Here is an 18,410-nt window from a genome sequence, read left to right as displayed (position 1 = left end):
CCAATAAAATTAAAAAATGAAGAACACTTTTTTTATAGCCATGGCTATGAGTGGATTGCTATTTTTTTCTTGTGCAGATGACAAGAATAAAAAAGAACCACAAGAGATTGCTAAAGTTGAAACGAATGACTTTGATTATAATGTAGATCAATTTGCAGATCTAAGGATATTACGCTATCAAATTCCTAGTTGGGACGGTTTAACACTTAAAGAACAAAAGCTGGTATACTATCTTACCCAGGCAGGTTTGGCAGGAAGAGATATTATGTGGGATCAAAACTATCGTCACAATCTTACCATACGAACGGCTTTAGAAAATGTTTACAGAACTTATAATGGAGATAAAGAATCTGAAGATTGGAAAAATTTTGAAGTTTATTTAAAGCGTGTTTGGTTCTCTAACGGAATCCATCACCATTATTCTAATGATAAAATAAAACCGGAATTTTCTTCAGAATATCTTCAAAATCTATTAGCTGAAACAAGTACAACTTTGGAAGGAGAAGCTTTCGATGTGATTTTCAATGATGTAGATGCTAAAAAAGTGAACCGGGCGAAAGGTGTTGATAACGTAGCACTTTCTGCCGTGAACTTTTATGGGCCCAATGTGACCAATGCTGATGTAGAATCGTTTTATGCGGCAAAAAAATCTCCGGACCCTGAAAAACCACTGTCATATGGATTGAACTCTAAGTTGGTAAAAGAAGACGGAGTACTTAAAGAATTGGTGTACAAATCCGGCGGATTGTATGGCCCTGCTATCGATAAAATAGTAGAGTGGCTTGAAAAGGCGCAAGGCGTTGCTGAAAATCAGGCACAAGGCGATGCACTTGGATTATTGATCGAGTACTATAAAACAGGCGACCTTCAAATATGGGATGACTATAATGTTGCCTGGACAGCTGCGACAGAAGGTAACATCGACTATATCAATAGTTTTATTGAAGTGTATAATGATCCGTTGGGATACAGAGGTTCCTTTGAAAATATTGTACAGATTAAGGATTTTGATATGTCTGAAAAAATGGCTGTACTATCTGAAAATGCACAATGGTTTGAAGATAACTCACCTTTAATGGAAGAGCACAAAAAGAAAAATGTTGTAGGTGTGACCTATAAAGTAGTAAATGTTGCCGGTGAAGCCGGAGATGCATCTCCAAGTACACCTATTGGAGTTAATTTACCAAATGCTAACTGGATCCGTGCAGCAGTGGGAAGTAAGTCGGTTTCTCTGGGGAATATTATAAATGCATACAACAATGCAGGGGGCTCGGGACGTTTAAAAGAATTTGTTCATGATGAAGAAGAATATGAACTGGAAGAAAAATACGGACAAGTAGGGGATAAGTTGCATACTGCTTTACACGAAGTAATAGGCCATGCTTCCGGGCAACTAAATCCGGGTGTAGGAGAAACTAAAGAAACGCTGAAGAACTATGCATCTACTCTTGAAGAAGGACGCGCGGACCTTGTAGGCTTATATTATTTATACAATCCTAAACTACAGGAACTAGGTTTGGTGGATGACTGGAAAAAAGTGGGAATGGCTGCGTACGATGGTTATATCCGTAATGGGTTAATGACGCAATTGATCCGATTGAACTTAGGAGATGATGTGGAACAATCACATATGCGTAACCGCCAGTGGGTAAGTGCCTGGGTTTTTGAAAAAGGAGCGGCAGATAATGTGATCGAGAAAGTAACACGTGATGGAAAGACGTATTATAACATTAATGATTATGATAAATTGCATGACCTTTTTGGACAATTATTACGTGAAACACAACGTATCAAGTCTGAAGGAGATTACGCTGCCGTGGAAGCTTTGGTAGAAGGTTATGGAGTGAAAGTAGACCAAACATTACACGCTGAGGTCTTAGAGCGCAACAAACAATTTACTACGGCTCCCTATGGCGGATTCGTAAACCCGGAAATTATTCCAAATATGAATGATGATGGAGAAATAGAAAGCTTTAGTATTAAGCAACCTGCTACCTTTGAAGAACAGATGCTGAAATACTCTGATAACCACAGTAACTTAACTACAGTCGAGAAGTTAAAGTTATAACGAACTAAGATAGAGATTAAAAAACCTCCTTGTGGCTAACGCAGGGAGGTTTTTATTTAATCTGACTTTCCTTTGTTTGAATCCAACAAAGACTCTATATCAAACGTTTTGGATAGATTTACGACCATTTGTGGATTTTGATCTGAAAAGTATTCTCTTACTTCGCCACTTATTTTAATTCCGTGTTTTTGTTCCATAAGATAGAATTGAAAAAGGCCAAAAAACTGTCCTGTTCCATTACGACTTCTTCTTCCGGTATCGCCATAGCCTATAACAGGATTTAGAAATACTTCAATGTTTTTGTCTGCATATTTCATAGGTGCTCCCACCCCAAAATAGGAACTATACAATTTATCGGTAAATTCTTTGCTTTCTCTTAATTGTCTTCGCAGGAATGGGTCTAATAGCGAATCACGAGGAATATAGTTTTGAGAAATATGCAAAGTATCTTTAAAATTGAATTTTGTAGTTTCTGTACGTTGGATGATCTCGGTATGTAAGGCTAAGTACGTTTGAAATTTTTTAGTATCATTTTCAAACACACGAAATAATAGTTGTCCATAAAAGCCCAGATTTTCAGATGTTGTTTCGGGTGTCCTGATCACTCTTTTAGCAATTAATGAAATCGAATCATTTTGAAGGTTTTCGTCCTCAACAAGGAAAATAATATCATCTCTTTCTTTATCTTTTTGGAGCGTCGTTGAGCTATTTCTGTAAATTCCTGCACGAATACCTCCCCAATATGCTCCCTTTCCATTTTTAAAGAATAGTCCCGGAAGAAATACATCTATTTCCGAATAAAAACTCTTCACTTTTACCTTTTCTCCAAAGTTAAAATTGGCTCCTATGAAAAAATTATATTTATCCGATTTATTTTTCTTTTCTGTATTTAGAATAACAGTTTGAATATGATTTTTTAATTCAATTTTTACTATGTCTTTTTTTGCTGTGTCTTTTTCTATATCGAATTGCTTTTCAGAAAGAGATTCAATAGTAAGTGTTATTGTTCCTTTATGCTTTATTATTGAATCCAGAAGGCCTTGCAAATTTCCCTGAAGATCTTCAGTTCTTTTAAATTCTAAATGATCTTTGGTTATCGATTGGCTTATTGATACATCTGAACTAACTTTAAATAAGTTCAGTTGGTCATTGTCAGTTGTTATCTCGACCGATATTTTATTCGATTCAGATGGGAATTTGTTTCCGTCAATTTCTAACGTATATGGTATTTTAAAAGATTCTCCTGACTTATAGTCTAAAACTTGTCTGGGTTGGTCAAAACCAATACTAATTTGTGCTCGAAGTGCAGATGACAGAAACAATAAGATCGATAGTAAAAGGAAATGCATAGTTTTCATGATGGTGATAATTTATTTTTGTAAATCTATCTGACATCATATCACAAAAAAATACCCGGTGAAGGGTATTTTAAAAGTTTGACTATAGAGAATTTATTTAGAAATCGTATTTTCTTTCCAATGCATAGCGAAGTAGTTCCCCTTTACCGGAAAGGCCCAGTTTTCGGATCATATTCTTACGGTGTTTCTCCACAGTAGAGACTGCTGTAAAGCGTACTGCCGCAATTTCACTTGTAGATTTTCCCTGCCCGATCAAGTTTAAAATTTCACGTTCACTTTTGGACAAGACGGACTTTTTAGCAGTAGTGGCTGCCGTATCTTTTATCAATGAAATGTCCAATGCAGCATCGAAAAACTCTTCTCCTTTTACAACTGCATGTATGGCATGCAAAACCTCTTCCAAAGCAGAATTTTTTAATAAATAACCTGAAGCTCCGGCGGCAATCATCTGTGAAACTGCCTCATCCTGATCGAACATGGTAAACGCAATCACCTTAGTATCCGGGAATTCCTTTTTTATGAGTTTGGTAGCCGCAATACCATCGATCTTTGGCATTTTAATATCGGTGAGTACAACTTTGGGTTGTTTCTTTCTAACAATTTCCAGAAGTGCTTCACCATCATTTGCCATCCCTACAATAGAAATGTCTTCCTCATATTCCAGCAACAGATTAATACCGTCTACGAGGGATTGATGATCTTCGGCTATGGCTAGGGTTATCATAAGAGTATATCGATTAGAACAGAGGTTCCCTTTTTGGGAGTAGAGTCTATTTCCATGGTTCCTTCCAGATGCTCAACTCTTCTTTCGATTCCCGAGAGGCCCATGCCTTCCTTCTGCTGAATTTTTTTGGCATCGAAACCTATTCCATTGTCTTCTACAATAATACTCAGGGAATCGTGATGTTGCGTAATAGAAATACTGGCTTCGGAAGCATTTGCATGTTTTATTACATTGGTCACTAACTCCTGAATAATTCTGAAGATAGCTATTTCCAATGAATTCTCTAGGCGTTCATCCAATCCAAAATCCTGGACATCCACTTTTAAATTATTGACCCCTGAGACATTTTTTGCGAGTTTCTCTATAGCAGGCAACAACCCATTCTTTGCAATAACTCCACTGTTCTTAAGATGTGCCATGGAACGAACTTCATCATACGCCTGGTTGAGCAGTTCTTCGGTACTGGTAAATAATGCATCAAGATCGTCAATTTTCTTGTGATTTGCCTGTAAATGACCGAACTGCAATTTGGCAGCAGCTAAAGTAGCACCTACACTATCGTGCAGGTCACCAGCCAGGCGTTGCCGTTCCTTTTCCTGCCCGGAGATCATTGCATCTATTGTGGTAAGTTCCTGTTCTTTAAGGATCTTTTCCGTTTTCCGAATCTCTATTTCCCGTTCTTGTTCTGCGATACGTTGCTTCCGCTTGGTGTTTTTATAGATAAGAAAAGCGAAAATACCAACTGCCAATAAGCCGCCTCCAAGGCCAATGGCAATGGTTTCATTTTGCCTTCTTTTAGCTTCACTTTCCAGATTATCCGCCCGCAATTTTTCGTTGTCAAACTGTTCTTTTATTCTTGCGATATCAATATTTTGTTGAATATCATTTATACTATCTCTTAGTGATTTTAACTTTTTTAAGTATAATGCTTCATTTTTATAATCCTTGATGTTGTTGTAGGCGACCGAAATGTTATCATAAAAAATAATTTTGCTTTTGATAACATTCTCTTTGAGCGGAATAGAGTCAGCCAATTTATAATATTTTATTGCCTTTTTGTATTCTTTTAGAAGATTGTATTTAACAGCTATATTATTGTAGCAATAAGCTAGATTTAGAGTATCCTTATACTTTTTGAGAATAGGCACAGCTAATAAGGTATAATGTAAAGAAGAATCCAAATTTTTTGGCTCTGTTGTTTGATAAACAGAACCAATATTAATACTGCCATAGGCCATTTTTAAAGTATCCTTCATCAACCTATCTAAATTTATGGTTTTTCTAAAATACTCTAATGCTAGCTTTTGATCATCAATGTCTAAAAAGCTTTCCGCAATGGCTTGGTTTTTCATTCTAAGAGTAAGAGAATCTTTTGCGGCCTCTGCATAACTATTTATTTCATTTAAAATTTCTTTTGTATCAATTTTAAGATCATTTTGATGTCGTAATATTTTCCATATCAGTAAATTACAATCATTAACGTCACTATCTTCTTTTAGTAAGTTGAAAAGATATTTTGAGTTTTTTGCGCTACTATATGCTTTAGAATTATTGTCTATCCGAAAATAATAATCTGCGAGATAATAGAACCAAGTAGCCTTATCATAGCTGTTGATATTCGAAGTATCAATTGCTTTTAACTCGTAGACAACTTTTTCAAATTTTTTTTCTTTAAAAGCATTTAAAATTGAATTAAAATTTACATTTTGACAAAAAACACCTTCAGCGCTTAAAAAAAGCGCTGAATAAATAAAACATATATTCCAAATATGCCTAATCACTAGCCAGAGATGATTATTGAGCCATCCTTTGTTTTTGGCGTACCTCCGTCCAAACGACAAACAAAAGACTCATATTCATTACATGCTTTTTTATGTACTTTAAATAGAAAGTAATGTTTCTTTCCTTTTTTTAAATCGAGTTTACCAGTAGGTATATTTAAAGTTTTTGTTTGAGTAGAATTTGTACCCTTTTTAGATAGGTATATTACAGTATAATCTTTGTATTCAGCATCTTGCCCGATACATCTTTCAAAACCACAAATTTCATAGATGTATTTTGAATTTGGATTGGTTTCTAAGTTAAAAATTATTTTAGTTACAAAGTTTTTGTTCCAAGTTAGTTTTGCATGTAAATTAATTTCATTGTCAAAATACATGAGAAACCTTTCTAAATACCCTTCAGGGTATGTTAGAGTTCTAATTATTTGTGCCATAATTTTAAATTTTTAAGAGTGAATTTGTTTAAGAAGGTGGTTACTTTAAAGTTAGTACTAGGATTAATATCGTGTAGGACTTCTTGCTTATGTCTAAATGGACGATTAAAAATGTAGCTAATATTATTGGCAATGGAGTATTTTTTTAAATCTCCCTCGTTGTTTTCAACAGTGTCAATTTCTAAACCTGAAGCAATTGCAAATAATAATGCTGAGGCATGAGTTTGATTATCCATTTTTGTTACAACAATAGAGCCAGAATCACCATCAATTGATATTCGATCTATCAGAATTTGCTTTCTAAATAATCTACTCATTTCATTATCTTCACTAATACCTACTCTAACGGTTGTATTTGTAGATCTTATAGTTCCTTTTCTTTCCTTAAAATACTCACCAGATTCAAATGTCCCAAAACCAAAATTTTGAACTTGCATACCGATTTTAGGTTTTGTTATTGTCCATTTTTTTTTGTCTAGATTATAGGTTTTTATTAATCTGTTTGCTGTTAGTTCATTAAATTTGATAATTGCAACTTCTCTATAAGTGTCAATCGCTTTCCAAAAAAGACGACCAATATTGTCACCATTGCTATTTCCAATCAGATCTCCTAAACCAAATTCTGTGCTAGCCAATACATGCCAATTAGAAATTCCAAATAGATCATTCGGATATTCCATGATTTTGAATATTCCTCCCAATGTGCCTGATCCTGATAGGTTCCCTGATATATAAGATATAGGTTGTGCTCCATATGGATAATCATACCAGTCTTTTGTTTTGTCATAATAATTCGAAAATAGATTTTCTTTTACTATTCTATTCTCTTTAACGACTTTTTCTTTTTTACTATCAACAGAATCATTATCCTCATACCCTTTTGAACCGTTTGTAAGTAAAGAGATTATTGGTACTTGATAATTTTTGGTGCGTGATTTAGTGTTTTCAATTTTGTTACAATATCTGCAAGGACACAATCCTTTGTTTTTCAACAATTCAATTCTATATTCAGATGGGACTGGTAGATAGGCGGGAATTTTATTTTTTGGGAAATCACCAAAATAAGCCCTATGGTCACAAAAATTTTCAACAAGGTTGATAGAATCATTTCTCAGACCAATCTCAAGTCCGTAACCTGGTCGTTTTGGGTTTTCAGATTTTACAACTGCAACATAGTTGACGTATTCATATAGGAATATAAACTGTTCATAGTATTCCAAAACTTCATTCGCATGATCTTCACTACTATAAATGATATCTGCTTTCATAACTACCCAATCGGATTAAACAGATACACCAATACAAAAACCGCAATGGCTCCGGAAGCAGTAATGGTAGGCTCCTTTTCTGCAAGCGTCATTTTAATGGGTTTCTGTTTTTCATCGGACAGCATATTTACACCCTGTCCGTCAGAAGTGTAATTTACATGTAGCATTCCCGGGATGGAAATACTAATAGAAGCAGCTGCTAAGGCTGTTAATACTCTATAGAACCAAAACTCGGCACTATCCATACTAAAATTATTCTTTGATACAACGATCATGATAACTGCGAAGGCAATAATGCCAAATAGGAACATAAGCCCCGGTGAATTTTTCATAATTAAAAAATTTGATTAGACAATTTTATACTAAAACAAAAGGGGAGAACATACCCAATACCGGGTATATTTTATTATCATTTAATAAAGGGGAGATTACTAAGTTAAGTTGTTGTTATTGAAATACCAACTATTAATTTAATTTTTGTATACGAAATATGATTGTTAATGCCTTAATATTGCTTTAATAAGAACCAACAGCCCTACAAAAACCAAAAATCCAATTAAGATCCATAAGCTTCCTTTATAGTGTTTTTTGTGCAGTTTTTTATCTCTTCGGTAGCTAAATACCATCAAAATGATAAAAGCTATTAGAAAACAGATCGCAAAAATTAATTGGTTGGTACTAAACATAAATTTGTAGTTTTACGATTGCAAATTTACGTATTTTAATACTGTTATTATCTAAGAATTTTGAAGTTTGAAGGGGAGTGTGAAGTATAAGGTTTGGGGTATGAAGCTTGGGGCTGGAAGTTTGAAGCTGGAAGTATGGGGTTTGAAGTTGGAAGTCCTTCCTTCTACGTCAAAGATGGATGAAATAGGAGTTGGGGAGTGTGGTGTGTCATTCAGAGGGAGCATAGCAACCGAAGAATCTTATAGATTCCTCACATCGTTCGGAATAACATGGGAGTACATATGAAGTTGGAAGAGCGAAGTTTGAAGTACGAAGTTGGGAGTATTAAACAATTATCTGAAAATCAATAAAATAACGAATCAAGAACATAATCAGATTAACTATGAAAAACAAAATTGCTGCTGTACATGAATTTCACAAAGCTTTCGGATTAGGAATAAAAGAAACCCCTACTGCCGAGCTTGGAGAAGCCAAAAACCTGTTACGATACAAACTCATGCGCGAGGAAAATGAAGAATATCTGGAAGCAGCAAATAATAACGACCTGGTTGAGGTGGCTGATGCTTTGGGAGATATGCTCTATATTTTATGTGGAACGATCATAGAACACGGTATGCAGGATAAAATAGAAGAAGTGTTCAATGAAATTCAACGCAGTAATATGAGTAAGCTGGGTGCAAACGGTAAACCTATCTATCGAGAAGATGGAAAAGTATTAAAAGGCCCCAATTACTTTAAGCCAGACATACAGGCGATCTTAGAATCTTAAATTTAAAAATAAGGAAATCTAAAGCTCGTAACGCCATTCAAACGGATCCTCAGCACGATTGTATTGTATATCCATCAATTCCTTTTTGAATCTGGCAGCATAGCTGTCAGCATTGGTAGGGAGTTCATATATTTTTTCCTGGTATCCAAAAGCACTTACAGGGCTTATAACAGCAGCAGTACCGGCGCCAAAAATCTCTTTCAAAGTACCATTATTGGAAGCGGTTAGAAGTTCTGAAACCTGTATTTTTCGTATATCAACAGGAATACCGTTACGTTTTGCAAGATCTATGACACTTTTTCGTGTGACCCCATCCAGAATTCTATCACTGATCGGAGCAGTAATCAAAGTGTCATTTATTCTAAAAAATACGTTCATGGTACCGGCTTCTTCCAGATACTTATGTTCATTAGAATCGGTCCAGATTACCTGTTGAAATCCTTTTTCGCGTGCCAGATTGGTTGGATAGAACTGTGCTCCATAGTTTCCGGCTGCTTTTGCATAACCAACACCACCGTCTGCAGAACGGCTAAATGTTTCGGCAATGACCACTTTTACATCTCCGGAATAATAAGCATTCACAGGACAGAGTAGGATCATAAACTTATACTCATTAGAAGGAGAGGCAGAGACTCCTGCTTCTGTAGCCATTGCAAAAGGCCTGATGTAAAGTGAGTTCCCAACACCTGGTTTTACCCAGTCCCTATCCAGCTCTATAAGCTTGTGTAAAGCTTCAAAAAACAGATCCCTTGGAAATTCAGGAATTGCCATACGAGCAGAAGATCTGTTAATACGTTTGAAATTCTCTTCCGGACGAAAAAGAAATACCTTTCCACTTTCATCTTTATAAGCTTTCATTCCTTCAAAAACAGCCTGTCCGTAATGAAACACCTTTGCAGCAGGTGATATGGTCAATGGTCCATAGGGTCTAATGGTAGGGTTTTGCCATTCACCGTTCTTAAAATCACACTCGAACATATGATCTGTAAAAGATTTCCCGAAAACAAGATTATCAAAATCAACTTCATTTATTCTGGTTGCTTCGGCTCTTTTTACAGAAATTTTGTCTTGGGTGATATAGTTCATGAATATACTGGGATTAGATTGCAAAATTATACAAAAAATAGGGCATAAAAAACCTAAAATTTTAATAAAATTGCAGTATCTTAATAGACAATTAAATTCTGAAAAACTTACAATGAAAAAAATACTTTTTATAGCAACATTAAGCCTGATAATGGTAAGTTGCAATGAAGAAAAAAAGAAAGAAAACCCTGTTGTTGAAGCCGAAGAAATGGAAATTGCATATCAATCTTTCGGAGAAGAAATCAACGATGAAGGAGTACTCTCCAAAACCGAAATAATAGAGAAATACAAAAACCTGAAAGCGGGAGATACTGTTGCGGTTAAATTTACTTCCGAAGTAAAAGAAGTATGCCAAAGTAAAGGCTGCTGGATGCGAATGGATATGGGTGAAGAAGAAGCAATGGTCAAGTTTAAAGATTATGCCTTCTTTATGCCAAAAGATATTGCCGGGCAGGAAGTAATAGTAGAGGGAATGGCTTTTGTAGAAGAGATGAGTGTCGATGACCAGCGCCATTATGCTGAAGATGCCGGAAAGTCCAAAGAAGAGATAGAGGCTATTACCGAACCCAAAAGAACACTCTCTTTCGTTTCTTCCGGAGTCCTTATTCCAGAAAAACAGTAAATTTTGAAGCGGGAATTCCTTACTACCGGAGATGGGTCTGTCACTATCCATTTACCGGAGTGGAATGAACAATACCATTCTAAACATGGTGCCATTGCTGAAGCACAGCATGTCTTCATAAAGACCGGGCTGCATTATTTTGTTTCAGGAAATGATGATGAATCTATTTCAATACTGGAAATAGGATTTGGTACCGGTTTAAATGCTTTTCTCACTTCTTTGGAAGCCGAAAGAAAAAACCTTCAGATCAACTACACAGGAATTGAAGCCTATCCGGTCGATCCCTCAGAGGTTTTACAGCTTAATTATGCGGAAATGCTCCATGCTTCGGAAAAATATTTCTTGAAGCTTCACGAGGCCAAATGGGAAATGACATCGAAGATCAGTCCGAATTTTCGATTGACCAAACGCAAACAATTTTTTTCAGAGATAGAAGATACAGATGTCTTCAACATCATTTACTTTGATGCTTTTGGAGCACGTGTACAACCAGATCTTTGGACAGAAGAGATTTTCAGAAAAATGTATAAGGCTTTAAAGAAAGAAGGTGTTTTGGTTACCTATTCGGCAAAAGGTAGTGTTCGTCGTGCCATGCAAAGTGTTGGTTTTAAAGTTGAACGGTTACCCGGACCTCCCGGCAAGCGTCAAATGTTAAGAGCCGTTAAAGCAGATCAATAGGGTGTTTGTGCCTTTTTTTAAAGATTAGATATGAAGATATTAGTTACAGGTGCTACCGGACTTATAGGTAGAAAGTTGACAAAGAAATGTATAGAAAAAGGCATCACAGTTCACTATTTTACAACCCGAAAGGAAAAAATAAAAACTACTTCTGCTTATAAGGGGTTCTACTGGAACCCTCAAAAAAATGAAATTGATGAAGAAGCTTTCAAAGGAGTTTCTGTAATTATAAACCTGGTAGGAGCAACGGTGTCCAAACGTTGGACAAACAGCTATAAAAAAGTAATTCTGGAAAGTAGGGTACATACTGCAGATCTTATTTTTAAAACACTTGAAAACATAGAACACGATGTGAAACATTTCATATCTGCCAGTGGTATTAGTATTTACCCTAATTCAAATACTGAACAATATACCGAAGAGAGTAATGAAGTTGATACCACTTTCTTAGCTGAAGTCGTGATTGCGTGGGAAGCAGCTGCAGATCAGTTTAAAAACTTAGATATAGAAGTCTCGAAAGTGAGAACAGGTGTTGTATTAGCTACAGGAGAAGGGGCATTGCCTAAAATTGTAAAACCTGTAAAAATGGGATTGGGAGCTCCTTTGGGAAGCGGTAACCAATGGCAATCCTGGATACATATTGATGATATTACAGAGATCTATTACCACATTTTAAAAAACAGATTGAAAGGTGTTTATAATGCGGTAGCACCCAATCCGGTGACGAATAAAAATTTGACTAAACAGATTGCCAACCATCTCAATAAACCTTTGTGGCTACCTAATATACCTGGATTTATGCTAAAATTAATATTAGGAGAAATGGCGGAGATCGTAGTGGAAGGTCAATGGGTCAGTCCCCAAAAAATTGAAGAGGGAAAGTATGATTTTAGGTACAAAACTATTGAAAGCGCACTTGAGGACCTGCTGTAAAGATATGGGGCGGCCATTGGCCGCCCCATAAACTATAAATCTGGATTTTAACTTAAGATGTCTTTGCAACTAAAGAAACGGTTAACTCAATACCATCATCGATAAATTTATCTCCCAGGTCACCAAAAATAGTTTTGGAGCCATAATTAACATCCCATTTAGTCCTGTCAATTTCAAAAGACTCACTTTGTAGTTTCAAAGTATGTTCTTCCATTGAAACGGTGGCTGGAAATTCTATAGCATTCGTTTTGTCTTTAATAGTTAGATTTCCGCTAACGATGGTTTTTCCTTCTTTTTCTGAAATACCCGTTAATTCAAAAGTAGATTCAGGGTATTTGTTTACGTTAAAAAAGTGACCTTCTTTGCCTTCTACGGTTCCTTTAAGATGTGTTTCTAATTTTTCTTTTAACTCCCCTTCCAGATCAAGACAGCTAATCGAATTCATATCGATGGAAAAGTTTCCGGCTTCAATCACACCATCTGCCGCTACTGCAAGTGTTCCCGAAGCAAGCTTCATTGTACCATTGTGAGATCCGGTTGGCTTTTCTCCTTTCCACAAAATCTGTGACTCTTCCACATTTATGTTATAGTTTACAGCTGTTTCAGTAGCTTCAGCCACTTCTTTCACCTCACCGACAGTAACATCACCTCCTTTTTCTTTACAAGCAACAACTCCTGCAAATACAAATGCAGTTAAAGCAATATTCAATACAATTCTTTTCATTAATTCTTTTGTTTTATGGTTAAAGGCACAAAAATATTTATAAGCCGAATCATTTCTTCTTAAATATATATTAAAATAGGCAATGATATATCTGTGTAACCCAATTTTTAGAGATAAAAGCTCAACTAAATACGAAAGGGCTTAATTAATCCAACCTTCAATTATTTTATCAATCCAGCTTGCGACAGATTTGGCCTTAATAATCGCAGCAATAATTATTAATATGATACCAGTAATAAGTTTATTATTTGAGATTAAGTTCCAAGCCTTATCAATTATAGATTTGCCTTCTGCTTTGTTGGGTGCAGGCTTAGTCTTAATAGCATTGGGCTTACGTGAACGTTTTAAGAAGTAGCTTTTAGTTTTTGACTTTACAGGTCTTAAATATTCATCAAAATTTTCTTTTTGAAAAGGTTTTAGAGCAAATCGTTTAGGCTCCCTACTAAATTGTTTATCCCAAAGAGCCTTATCAATGAGCAAGCTGAATTTTATAGTGCCGGTTGTTTCATCAATCCTATGCAGTTCGTAGACATCGCATGGATCCACTATCTCGTAGTTTATGTATTTATCATGGTCTGATCTTAAATAACTGTTCAACCATTCTACTGGAGACACCGATATTATATGGTCGCTATCCTTATGCTTGATTTTCATAAAAAAATGCTTAGTAAATAAATAAAGGGGGACAACTCAAAGATATAGAAATTACCTCAATTTTTGAATTACGACTACTTGCACAATTTATTAACATTTAGAATGTTAATACTTTTTTAGATTTCAACGTAAGTTATTGATATAAAGGAATTTATATTTTCATTTTTTATGCTCGTAACTCTTCAAAATCTTTGTTTGTTCATTAATCTGTTTTGTTAGTTCGTTTTTCTAATCTTTTTTACGTATATTAGCGAAAGAATTTAAAAAGAAAAAACCCCCAAGGTGGAACAAGAGGGTCTTTTTAATTTTCAAAATTGTCTTAAAAATTGTGGGCCGGTCTGGCGATGTTAATGGACTTGTCATTCTAAAACAGTGGGTTCGATACCCACCCGGTCCACCTTTTAAGGTATACGAATTTACGGTAAATTCTGAAAATAACCAAAATAAAGTTGATATTATGAGCCTTAAAGAAGATTTAATTAAACGTAAAAGAGAACTAGAGCAAGAGCTTTTAGAAGTAAATACTGCGCTCTCTGCTATAATTGGTATTGCTTCTTCTAAAAGAGTAAATGAGCCTAAAAAGGAGTATAGTTTTAGAGATGTTAAGTTTTATGGAGGAGGTAAGGCTATTCCTGTGGGAGCTCCTAAAGGAGATACTTGGCTAGAACAAGTCATTAACTTTATTAAGGATAGTGACAGATTTGTTCATAATATAGAAATTGCCGAAGCTATTGCCCCTCTTTATCCTGATAAGACCTTAAAGCAAGTTCAAAGACGTGTTTCTGCTGTTATATCACATGCACTAGCCAATAACAAGGTTAAAGGACTAACTAACTATAAATTCGGAAATTCCACGAAAGACACGGTTTGGGGTAAAAAAGCCTGGATGAGTTCGGATGGAGGAATTTTAAGTAAGCACCAATTTAAAAAACTGAAAAATTCAAAAATTCAAAAAGAAATATCGTTTTAAAAACAAAGCACCCTTATTGGGTGCTTATTCTATAGATGGGGGTTGAAGACTGTCTCATTAGCAGCTAAAACGGAGGGAAGTCCGTTCTTAAACCGAGTTTAATAGACTCAACCCGTCTTCCTAGAAGTCCTGCCTTAGATACCGCCTACATTCCAAGTAGGAAATTGGTCTTCGGTAGGGCTTTCTTATTAGCAAATATACTATTTTTCAGTAGTATCTACTTTCTTCTTTATAATAGTAGAAAGAACCTCTTTAAACTTAGGCTCTTTCTTATCTATTTTAATATCTTCTTTAGGACGTTTAACATCCTCTTTCTTCTTAGGCATTTATAAGAGTTTTGTAATCTAAACGCTTGTTTACTCCATTTGCAATAGCAACATCAAATTTAGAACCTTCGCTTAAATTTCTATTGTTGTATCTAAAGGTAAACTCATTTAAGTACTTTTCCAAATGCTTATCTGAAACATGATGATAGATACCTACGATACCTCTTTTAAGTAAAGACCAAAAGTTTTCGATATTATTTGTATGTACTGTACCACTAACATATTGATCTGCACCATGTCTAACGAAATCATGCTTGAAATTATACTTTAAACCTCTATATGGTCTATATTCATCAGTATAGATATTTGCGCCCTTTACAACTCTTTTTTTCATAATCGGAATAAGAGTATTAGTTTGAGTATCCTTTACTGGAACCGCATAAACTTTACCATTACGCTCTAATATACCAAGTACAGGAGTTTTAGTCTTAATGCTTCTTCCTTGTGTATTAGCCGTTCTTTTAACTTTATGCTTGTTCTTTTCTTTACCTCCTATATAAGTTTCATCTACTTCAACTTCATTAGTAAATTTATCATTAACAGGTTTATAAGTTTCACGTATTCGCTGTAAAATAAACCATGCACTTTTCTGTGTAATTTTCAAATCTCTAGCTAACTGATGTGATGAAACACCTTTTTTATGGGCTGTTACAAGGTATATGGCTATAAACCATTTTCTAAGAGACACTTTAGTATCATGGAAAATTGTACCAACTTTTACACTAAACTGCTTACGACATCCATAACACTTATAACGTTTGTTTTTACCCTTTAACTCATTTACTCTGTCGCTTTCGCAGTAAGGACATGTAGGCGCACCGTTCCAACGAAGTACAGCAAGGTAGTCTTGACACACTTCTTCAGTCGTGAAATAATCCAGTAAGTCGAATAAACTATCGAAATCTCTTAAATCTTTGGCTTTGTTACACATATCCTTGTTATTTATAGTGTAAATATACGGACATATATTTGCATATACAAGTATTTTTGCAAATATTTGGATATTTATTTGTAAATTTACCCGATGCAAGAACGAATTAAATCATTCTATGTCGCTATACTTAAAAACGAAGTCGTATGTTTTGATACGAACCTCAAGGACTTTCATATTAAGTTGCAGAAAATGGCAAAAGGTTGCAGGAATTATCACTTTTTTTATAGGCAATTTAAACACGCAAGATATTTTGATTATAAGGATGATGAGGGTAAAGTTTTCTTCCTTCAACAGCTAATTTAATTTTCAATGAGTAAATTTTTAAGCCCAATAGTGGTACTATCTCCCGTAATCCCTCTGACAGCGTGTCATACGGTGGGTTACACAGATATATCATTGCCTTAAAATAATGTAGTGACATTTTGACATTTTATAAGAAATGGCAGTACTTTTGCTCCCTTGAGAGAAAACAGAAAAGAAACTCATTTATGAGCAAAAAGAATAAAGCTAAAGAAACAATTATTGAAGAGGAAGTACAAACGAAAGAGCAGGCTACTTCTAAAAAAGAAGACAAAAAAGCAGATCCGATAATGCAGTTACAAACCGAACTGGAAACTGAGAAAGATCGCTATTTACGTCTTTTCGCAGAGTTCGAGAATTATAAAAAACGTACCGGTCGTGAGCGTATCGAATTGTTTAAAACTGCAAGTCAGGATGTAATGGTATCCTTACTTCCGGTCATAGACGATTTTGATAGAGCGTTGAAAGAGATCGAAAAATCTGAAAATGATAATTTGTTTAAAGGGGTGGAATTGATAAGCAATAAATTTAGAGAAACTCTTCGTGCCAAGGGCTTAGAGCCCATAGGAACAAAAGAAGGAGATGTTTTTGATGCTGAGATCCACGAAGCTGTAACACAAATTCCTGCACCTTCTAAGAAACTAAAGGGAAAGATTATAGATGTGATAGAAAAAGGATACACATTAGGCGAAAAAATTATTCGCTACCCTAAAGTAGTTATAGGACAATAATATGAAACAAGACTTTTATGAAATATTAGGCATCTCTAAAGGTGCTTCGGCAGCAGAAATTAAAAAGGCATATCGTAAAAAGGCAATTGAATATCATCCTGATAAAAACCCGGGTGATGCAAAAGCCGAAGAGATGTTTAAAAAAGCAGCCGAAGCATATGAAGTTCTAAGTGATCCCGATAAAAAAGCCCGCTACGATCAGTTTGGCCATCAAGCATTTGAAGGTGGAGGCTTTGGTGGCGGAGGCGGTATGAATATGGAAGATATCTTTAGTCAGTTTGGAGATATCTTTGGAGGTGCTTTTGGCGGAGGAGGCTTTAGTGGCTTTGGTGGTTTTGGAAGCGGTGGGCACCGTTCTGTTAAAGGTAGTAACCTTCGTATTCGTGTACAGCTTTCACTGGAAGAAATTGCAAATGGAGTTGAAAAGAAGATAAAAGTAAAGCGCAAAAAAGTTGCTCAAGGAACCACATATACTACATGTGGAACTTGTAACGGCCACGGACAAGTAACACGTATTCAAAATACTATTTTGGGACGTATGCAAACTTCAGCAACCTGTAATACTTGTGGCGGAAGCGGACAAATAATTGATAAAAAACCTGCCAATGCAGATGCACAGGGTATGTTGGTTACCGAAGAGACGGTTTCCATTAAGATACCGGCCGGTGTGGTAGATGGAATGCAACTGAAAGTTTCAGGAAAAGGAAATGATGCTCCCGGTAAAGGAATTGCAGGAGATCTCCTCGTTGCAATTGAAGAAAAGCCACATCCAACCTTACAGCGTGAAGGAGATAATTTACACTACGATCTGTATGTAAGTTTTTCTGAAGCGGCTTTGGGAACTTCAAAAGAAATTGACACGGTAACCGGTAAGGTTCGTATTAAAATTGAATCCGGAACTCAAAGTGGAAAAATATTGCGCTTACGAAATAAGGGAATCCCAAGCATAAATGGATATGGTACCGGAGATCTTTTGGTGCATATAAATGTTTGGACGCCAAAATCACTCAGCAAAGAACAAAAAGAGTTTTTTGAAAGAATGATGAGTGATGACCATTTTCACCCTAAACCTGAAAAAGAAGACAAATCCTTTTTTGAAAAAGTGAAAGATATGTTTTCTTAAATATAAGTTAATATTCAAATTATTTTATATATATTTGAACATCGCTGAAACTAATGGCGATAATTTTTCTTTTTCATAGCAATTTTTTTCCCACCCTTCATTTATTTGAGGGTGGGTTTTGTTTTTTATTAGATATTTTTTAATTGTAGTGTAACAAACGTCTTTAATAGCTTACAAACTATTTGAAATACTCTTAATGCTTATATTGCTTCATATGCAAATCAATACCATTATAAAATC

General features: G+C 35.3%; 19 protein-coding genes. 8 read left to right on the top strand and 11 right to left on the bottom strand.

What is annotated here, in order from left to right:
• The first annotated feature begins 16 nt into the window (after nt 1-16).
• Complete coding sequence (locus tag ACY2RT_RS03945; RefSeq protein WP_490154574.1) at nt 17-2,068, top strand: dipeptidyl-peptidase 3 family protein; 2,052 nt, start codon at nt 17-19, stop codon at nt 2,066-2,068.
• Between the two features lie 56 nt (nt 2,069-2,124).
• Here ACY2RT_RS03945 and ACY2RT_RS03940 read toward each other — a convergent pair whose 3' ends face one another.
• From ACY2RT_RS03940 to ACY2RT_RS03915, 6 genes are all read right to left on the bottom strand, one after another.
• On the bottom strand, nt 2,125-3,417 hold the full coding sequence (locus ACY2RT_RS03940) for a hypothetical protein (protein ID WP_490154573.1): 1,293 nt from the start codon (nt 3,415-3,417) through the stop codon (nt 2,125-2,127).
• Nucleotides 3,418-3,523: 106 nt separating this feature from the next.
• Complete coding sequence (locus tag ACY2RT_RS03935; protein ID WP_490154572.1) at nt 3,524-4,150, bottom strand: response regulator transcription factor; 627 nt, start codon at nt 4,148-4,150, stop codon at nt 3,524-3,526.
• The gene (locus tag ACY2RT_RS03930; protein ID WP_490154571.1) at nt 4,147-5,931 is read right to left on the bottom strand and encodes a sensor histidine kinase; all 1,785 of its coding nucleotides are present in this window, start codon (nt 5,929-5,931) and stop codon (nt 4,147-4,149) included. Before ACY2RT_RS03930 ends, ACY2RT_RS03935 begins: the two co-directional genes overlap by 4 nt.
• Nucleotides 5,931-6,365 carry a hypothetical protein gene (locus tag ACY2RT_RS03925; protein WP_490154570.1) on the bottom strand — a complete coding sequence of 145 codons (435 nt, stop codon included), beginning with the start codon at nt 6,363-6,365 and terminating at the stop codon, nt 5,931-5,933. Before ACY2RT_RS03925 ends, ACY2RT_RS03930 begins: the two co-directional genes overlap by 1 nt.
• Nucleotides 6,353-7,633 carry a hypothetical protein gene (locus tag ACY2RT_RS03920; RefSeq protein WP_490154569.1) on the bottom strand — a complete coding sequence of 427 codons (1,281 nt, stop codon included), beginning with the start codon at nt 7,631-7,633 and terminating at the stop codon, nt 6,353-6,355. Before ACY2RT_RS03920 ends, ACY2RT_RS03925 begins: the two co-directional genes overlap by 13 nt.
• 2 nt (nt 7,634-7,635) lie before the next feature.
• A complete protein-coding gene (locus ACY2RT_RS03915) occupies nt 7,636-7,965 on the bottom strand; it encodes a hypothetical protein (RefSeq protein ID WP_490154568.1) in 330 nt (109 codons plus the stop codon).
• Nucleotides 7,966-8,702: 737 nt separating this feature from the next.
• Between ACY2RT_RS03915 and ACY2RT_RS03910 the strand changes: the two genes are divergently transcribed.
• The gene (locus tag ACY2RT_RS03910; protein WP_490154567.1) at nt 8,703-9,089 is read left to right on the top strand and encodes a pyrophosphohydrolase domain-containing protein; all 387 of its coding nucleotides are present in this window, start codon (nt 8,703-8,705) and stop codon (nt 9,087-9,089) included.
• 18 nt (nt 9,090-9,107) lie between these two features.
• Here the strand turns inward: ACY2RT_RS03910 and ACY2RT_RS03905 are convergent, their stop codons facing one another.
• Nucleotides 9,108-10,175, bottom strand: a complete 1,068-nt coding sequence (locus ACY2RT_RS03905; RefSeq protein ID WP_490154566.1) for a branched-chain amino acid aminotransferase — start codon at nt 10,173-10,175, stop codon at nt 9,108-9,110.
• 112 nt (nt 10,176-10,287) lie between these two features.
• Between ACY2RT_RS03905 and ACY2RT_RS03900 the strand changes: the two genes are divergently transcribed.
• From ACY2RT_RS03900 to ACY2RT_RS03890, 3 genes are read left to right on the top strand one after another with little or no spacing between them, the layout of a single operon-like run.
• Nucleotides 10,288-10,797 carry a DUF4920 domain-containing protein gene (locus ACY2RT_RS03900; protein WP_490154565.1) on the top strand — a complete coding sequence of 170 codons (510 nt, stop codon included), beginning with the start codon at nt 10,288-10,290 and terminating at the stop codon, nt 10,795-10,797.
• Between the two features lie 3 nt (nt 10,798-10,800).
• Nucleotides 10,801-11,475, top strand: a complete 675-nt coding sequence (mnmC2, locus tag ACY2RT_RS03895; protein WP_490154564.1) for a tRNA (5-methylaminomethyl-2-thiouridine)(34)-methyltransferase MnmC2 — start codon at nt 10,801-10,803, stop codon at nt 11,473-11,475.
• Nucleotides 11,476-11,505: 30 nt separating this feature from the next.
• Nucleotides 11,506-12,408: a TIGR01777 family oxidoreductase gene (locus tag ACY2RT_RS03890; RefSeq protein ID WP_490154563.1), complete on the top strand. Its 903-nt coding sequence runs from the start codon at nt 11,506-11,508 to the stop codon at nt 12,406-12,408.
• A gap of 52 nt (nt 12,409-12,460) precedes the next feature.
• Here the strand turns inward: ACY2RT_RS03890 and ACY2RT_RS03885 are convergent, their stop codons facing one another.
• Entirely contained in the window at nt 12,461-13,132 is a 672-nt protein-coding gene (locus tag ACY2RT_RS03885) for a YceI family protein (RefSeq protein ID WP_490154562.1), read from the bottom strand.
• Between the two features lie 141 nt (nt 13,133-13,273).
• Nucleotides 13,274-13,786 (bottom strand): hypothetical protein, encoded by a 513-nt coding sequence (locus ACY2RT_RS03880; RefSeq protein ID WP_490154561.1) that lies wholly within the window; start codon nt 13,784-13,786, stop codon nt 13,274-13,276.
• A 328-nt stretch (nt 13,787-14,114) separates the two neighbouring features.
• Here ACY2RT_RS03880 and ACY2RT_RS03875 point away from each other — a divergent pair, with 328 nt between their 5' ends.
• Nucleotides 14,115-14,756, top strand: coding sequence for a hypothetical protein (locus ACY2RT_RS03875; RefSeq protein WP_490154560.1), 642 nt, complete (start codon nt 14,115-14,117; stop codon nt 14,754-14,756).
• A 200-nt stretch (nt 14,757-14,956) separates the two neighbouring features.
• On the opposite strand, the gene ACY2RT_RS03870 is transcribed toward ACY2RT_RS03875, so the two are convergent.
• Together ACY2RT_RS03870 and ACY2RT_RS03865 are read right to left on the bottom strand one after the other, a co-directional pair.
• Nucleotides 14,957-15,082 carry a hypothetical protein gene (locus tag ACY2RT_RS03870; protein ID WP_490154559.1) on the bottom strand — a complete coding sequence of 42 codons (126 nt, stop codon included), beginning with the start codon at nt 15,080-15,082 and terminating at the stop codon, nt 14,957-14,959.
• Nucleotides 15,075-16,013, bottom strand: coding sequence for an IS1595 family transposase (locus ACY2RT_RS03865; protein WP_490154558.1), 939 nt, complete (start codon nt 16,011-16,013; stop codon nt 15,075-15,077). Before ACY2RT_RS03865 ends, ACY2RT_RS03870 begins: the two co-directional genes overlap by 8 nt.
• A 491-nt stretch (nt 16,014-16,504) precedes the next feature.
• Here ACY2RT_RS03865 and ACY2RT_RS03860 point away from each other — a divergent pair, with 491 nt between their 5' ends.
• Together ACY2RT_RS03860 and dnaJ are read left to right on the top strand one after the other, a co-directional pair.
• The gene (locus tag ACY2RT_RS03860; protein ID WP_490154557.1) at nt 16,505-17,047 is read left to right on the top strand and encodes a nucleotide exchange factor GrpE; all 543 of its coding nucleotides are present in this window, start codon (nt 16,505-16,507) and stop codon (nt 17,045-17,047) included.
• A gap of 1 nt (nt 17,048) precedes the next feature.
• Entirely contained in the window at nt 17,049-18,170 is a 1,122-nt protein-coding gene (gene dnaJ / locus ACY2RT_RS03855; protein WP_490154556.1) for a molecular chaperone DnaJ, read from the top strand.
• Nucleotides 18,171-18,410: the final 240 nt, after the last annotated feature.

Source organism: Ulvibacter sp. 2210JD10-4, assembly GCF_058148525.1.
Note: the sequence above shows the minus strand (reverse complement) of the source record. Positions and strands in the feature narration are given on the sequence as shown.

Excerpts from the sequence above, each read along its gene's own strand:
- ACY2RT_RS03900 (WP_490154565.1), top strand. The coding sequence starts at position 10,288 with ATGAAAAAAATACTTTTTATAGCAACATTAAGCCTGATAATGGTAAGT.
- ACY2RT_RS03890 (WP_490154563.1), top strand. The coding sequence starts at position 11,506 with ATGAAGATATTAGTTACAGGTGCTACCGGACTTATAGGTAGAAAGTTG.
- ACY2RT_RS03925 (WP_490154570.1), bottom strand. The coding sequence starts at position 6,365 with ATGGCACAAATAATTAGAACTCTAACATACCCTGAAGGGTATTTAGAA.
- ACY2RT_RS03920 (WP_490154569.1), bottom strand. The coding sequence starts at position 7,633 with ATGAAAGCAGATATCATTTATAGTAGTGAAGATCATGCGAATGAAGTT.
- ACY2RT_RS03910 (WP_490154567.1), top strand. The coding sequence starts at position 8,703 with ATGAAAAACAAAATTGCTGCTGTACATGAATTTCACAAAGCTTTCGGA.
- ACY2RT_RS03860 (WP_490154557.1), top strand. The coding sequence starts at position 16,505 with ATGAGCAAAAAGAATAAAGCTAAAGAAACAATTATTGAAGAGGAAGTA.
- ACY2RT_RS03945 (WP_490154574.1), top strand. The coding sequence starts at position 17 with ATGAAGAACACTTTTTTTATAGCCATGGCTATGAGTGGATTGCTATTT.
- ACY2RT_RS03940 (WP_490154573.1), bottom strand. The coding sequence starts at position 3,417 with ATGCATTTCCTTTTACTATCGATCTTATTGTTTCTGTCATCTGCACTT.
- ACY2RT_RS03885 (WP_490154562.1), bottom strand. The coding sequence starts at position 13,132 with ATGAAAAGAATTGTATTGAATATTGCTTTAACTGCATTTGTATTTGCA.
- ACY2RT_RS03880 (WP_490154561.1), bottom strand. The coding sequence starts at position 13,786 with ATGAAAATCAAGCATAAGGATAGCGACCATATAATATCGGTGTCTCCA.
- dnaJ (WP_490154556.1), top strand. The coding sequence starts at position 17,049 with ATGAAACAAGACTTTTATGAAATATTAGGCATCTCTAAAGGTGCTTCG.
- ACY2RT_RS03905 (WP_490154566.1), bottom strand. The coding sequence starts at position 10,175 with ATGAACTATATCACCCAAGACAAAATTTCTGTAAAAAGAGCCGAAGCA.
- ACY2RT_RS03865 (WP_490154558.1), bottom strand. The coding sequence starts at position 16,013 with ATGTGTAACAAAGCCAAAGATTTAAGAGATTTCGATAGTTTATTCGAC.
- ACY2RT_RS03870 (WP_490154559.1), bottom strand. The coding sequence starts at position 15,082 with ATGCCTAAGAAGAAAGAGGATGTTAAACGTCCTAAAGAAGATATTAAA.
- ACY2RT_RS03935 (WP_490154572.1), bottom strand. The coding sequence starts at position 4,150 with ATGATAACCCTAGCCATAGCCGAAGATCATCAATCCCTCGTAGACGGT.
- ACY2RT_RS03915 (WP_490154568.1), bottom strand. The coding sequence starts at position 7,965 with ATGAAAAATTCACCGGGGCTTATGTTCCTATTTGGCATTATTGCCTTC.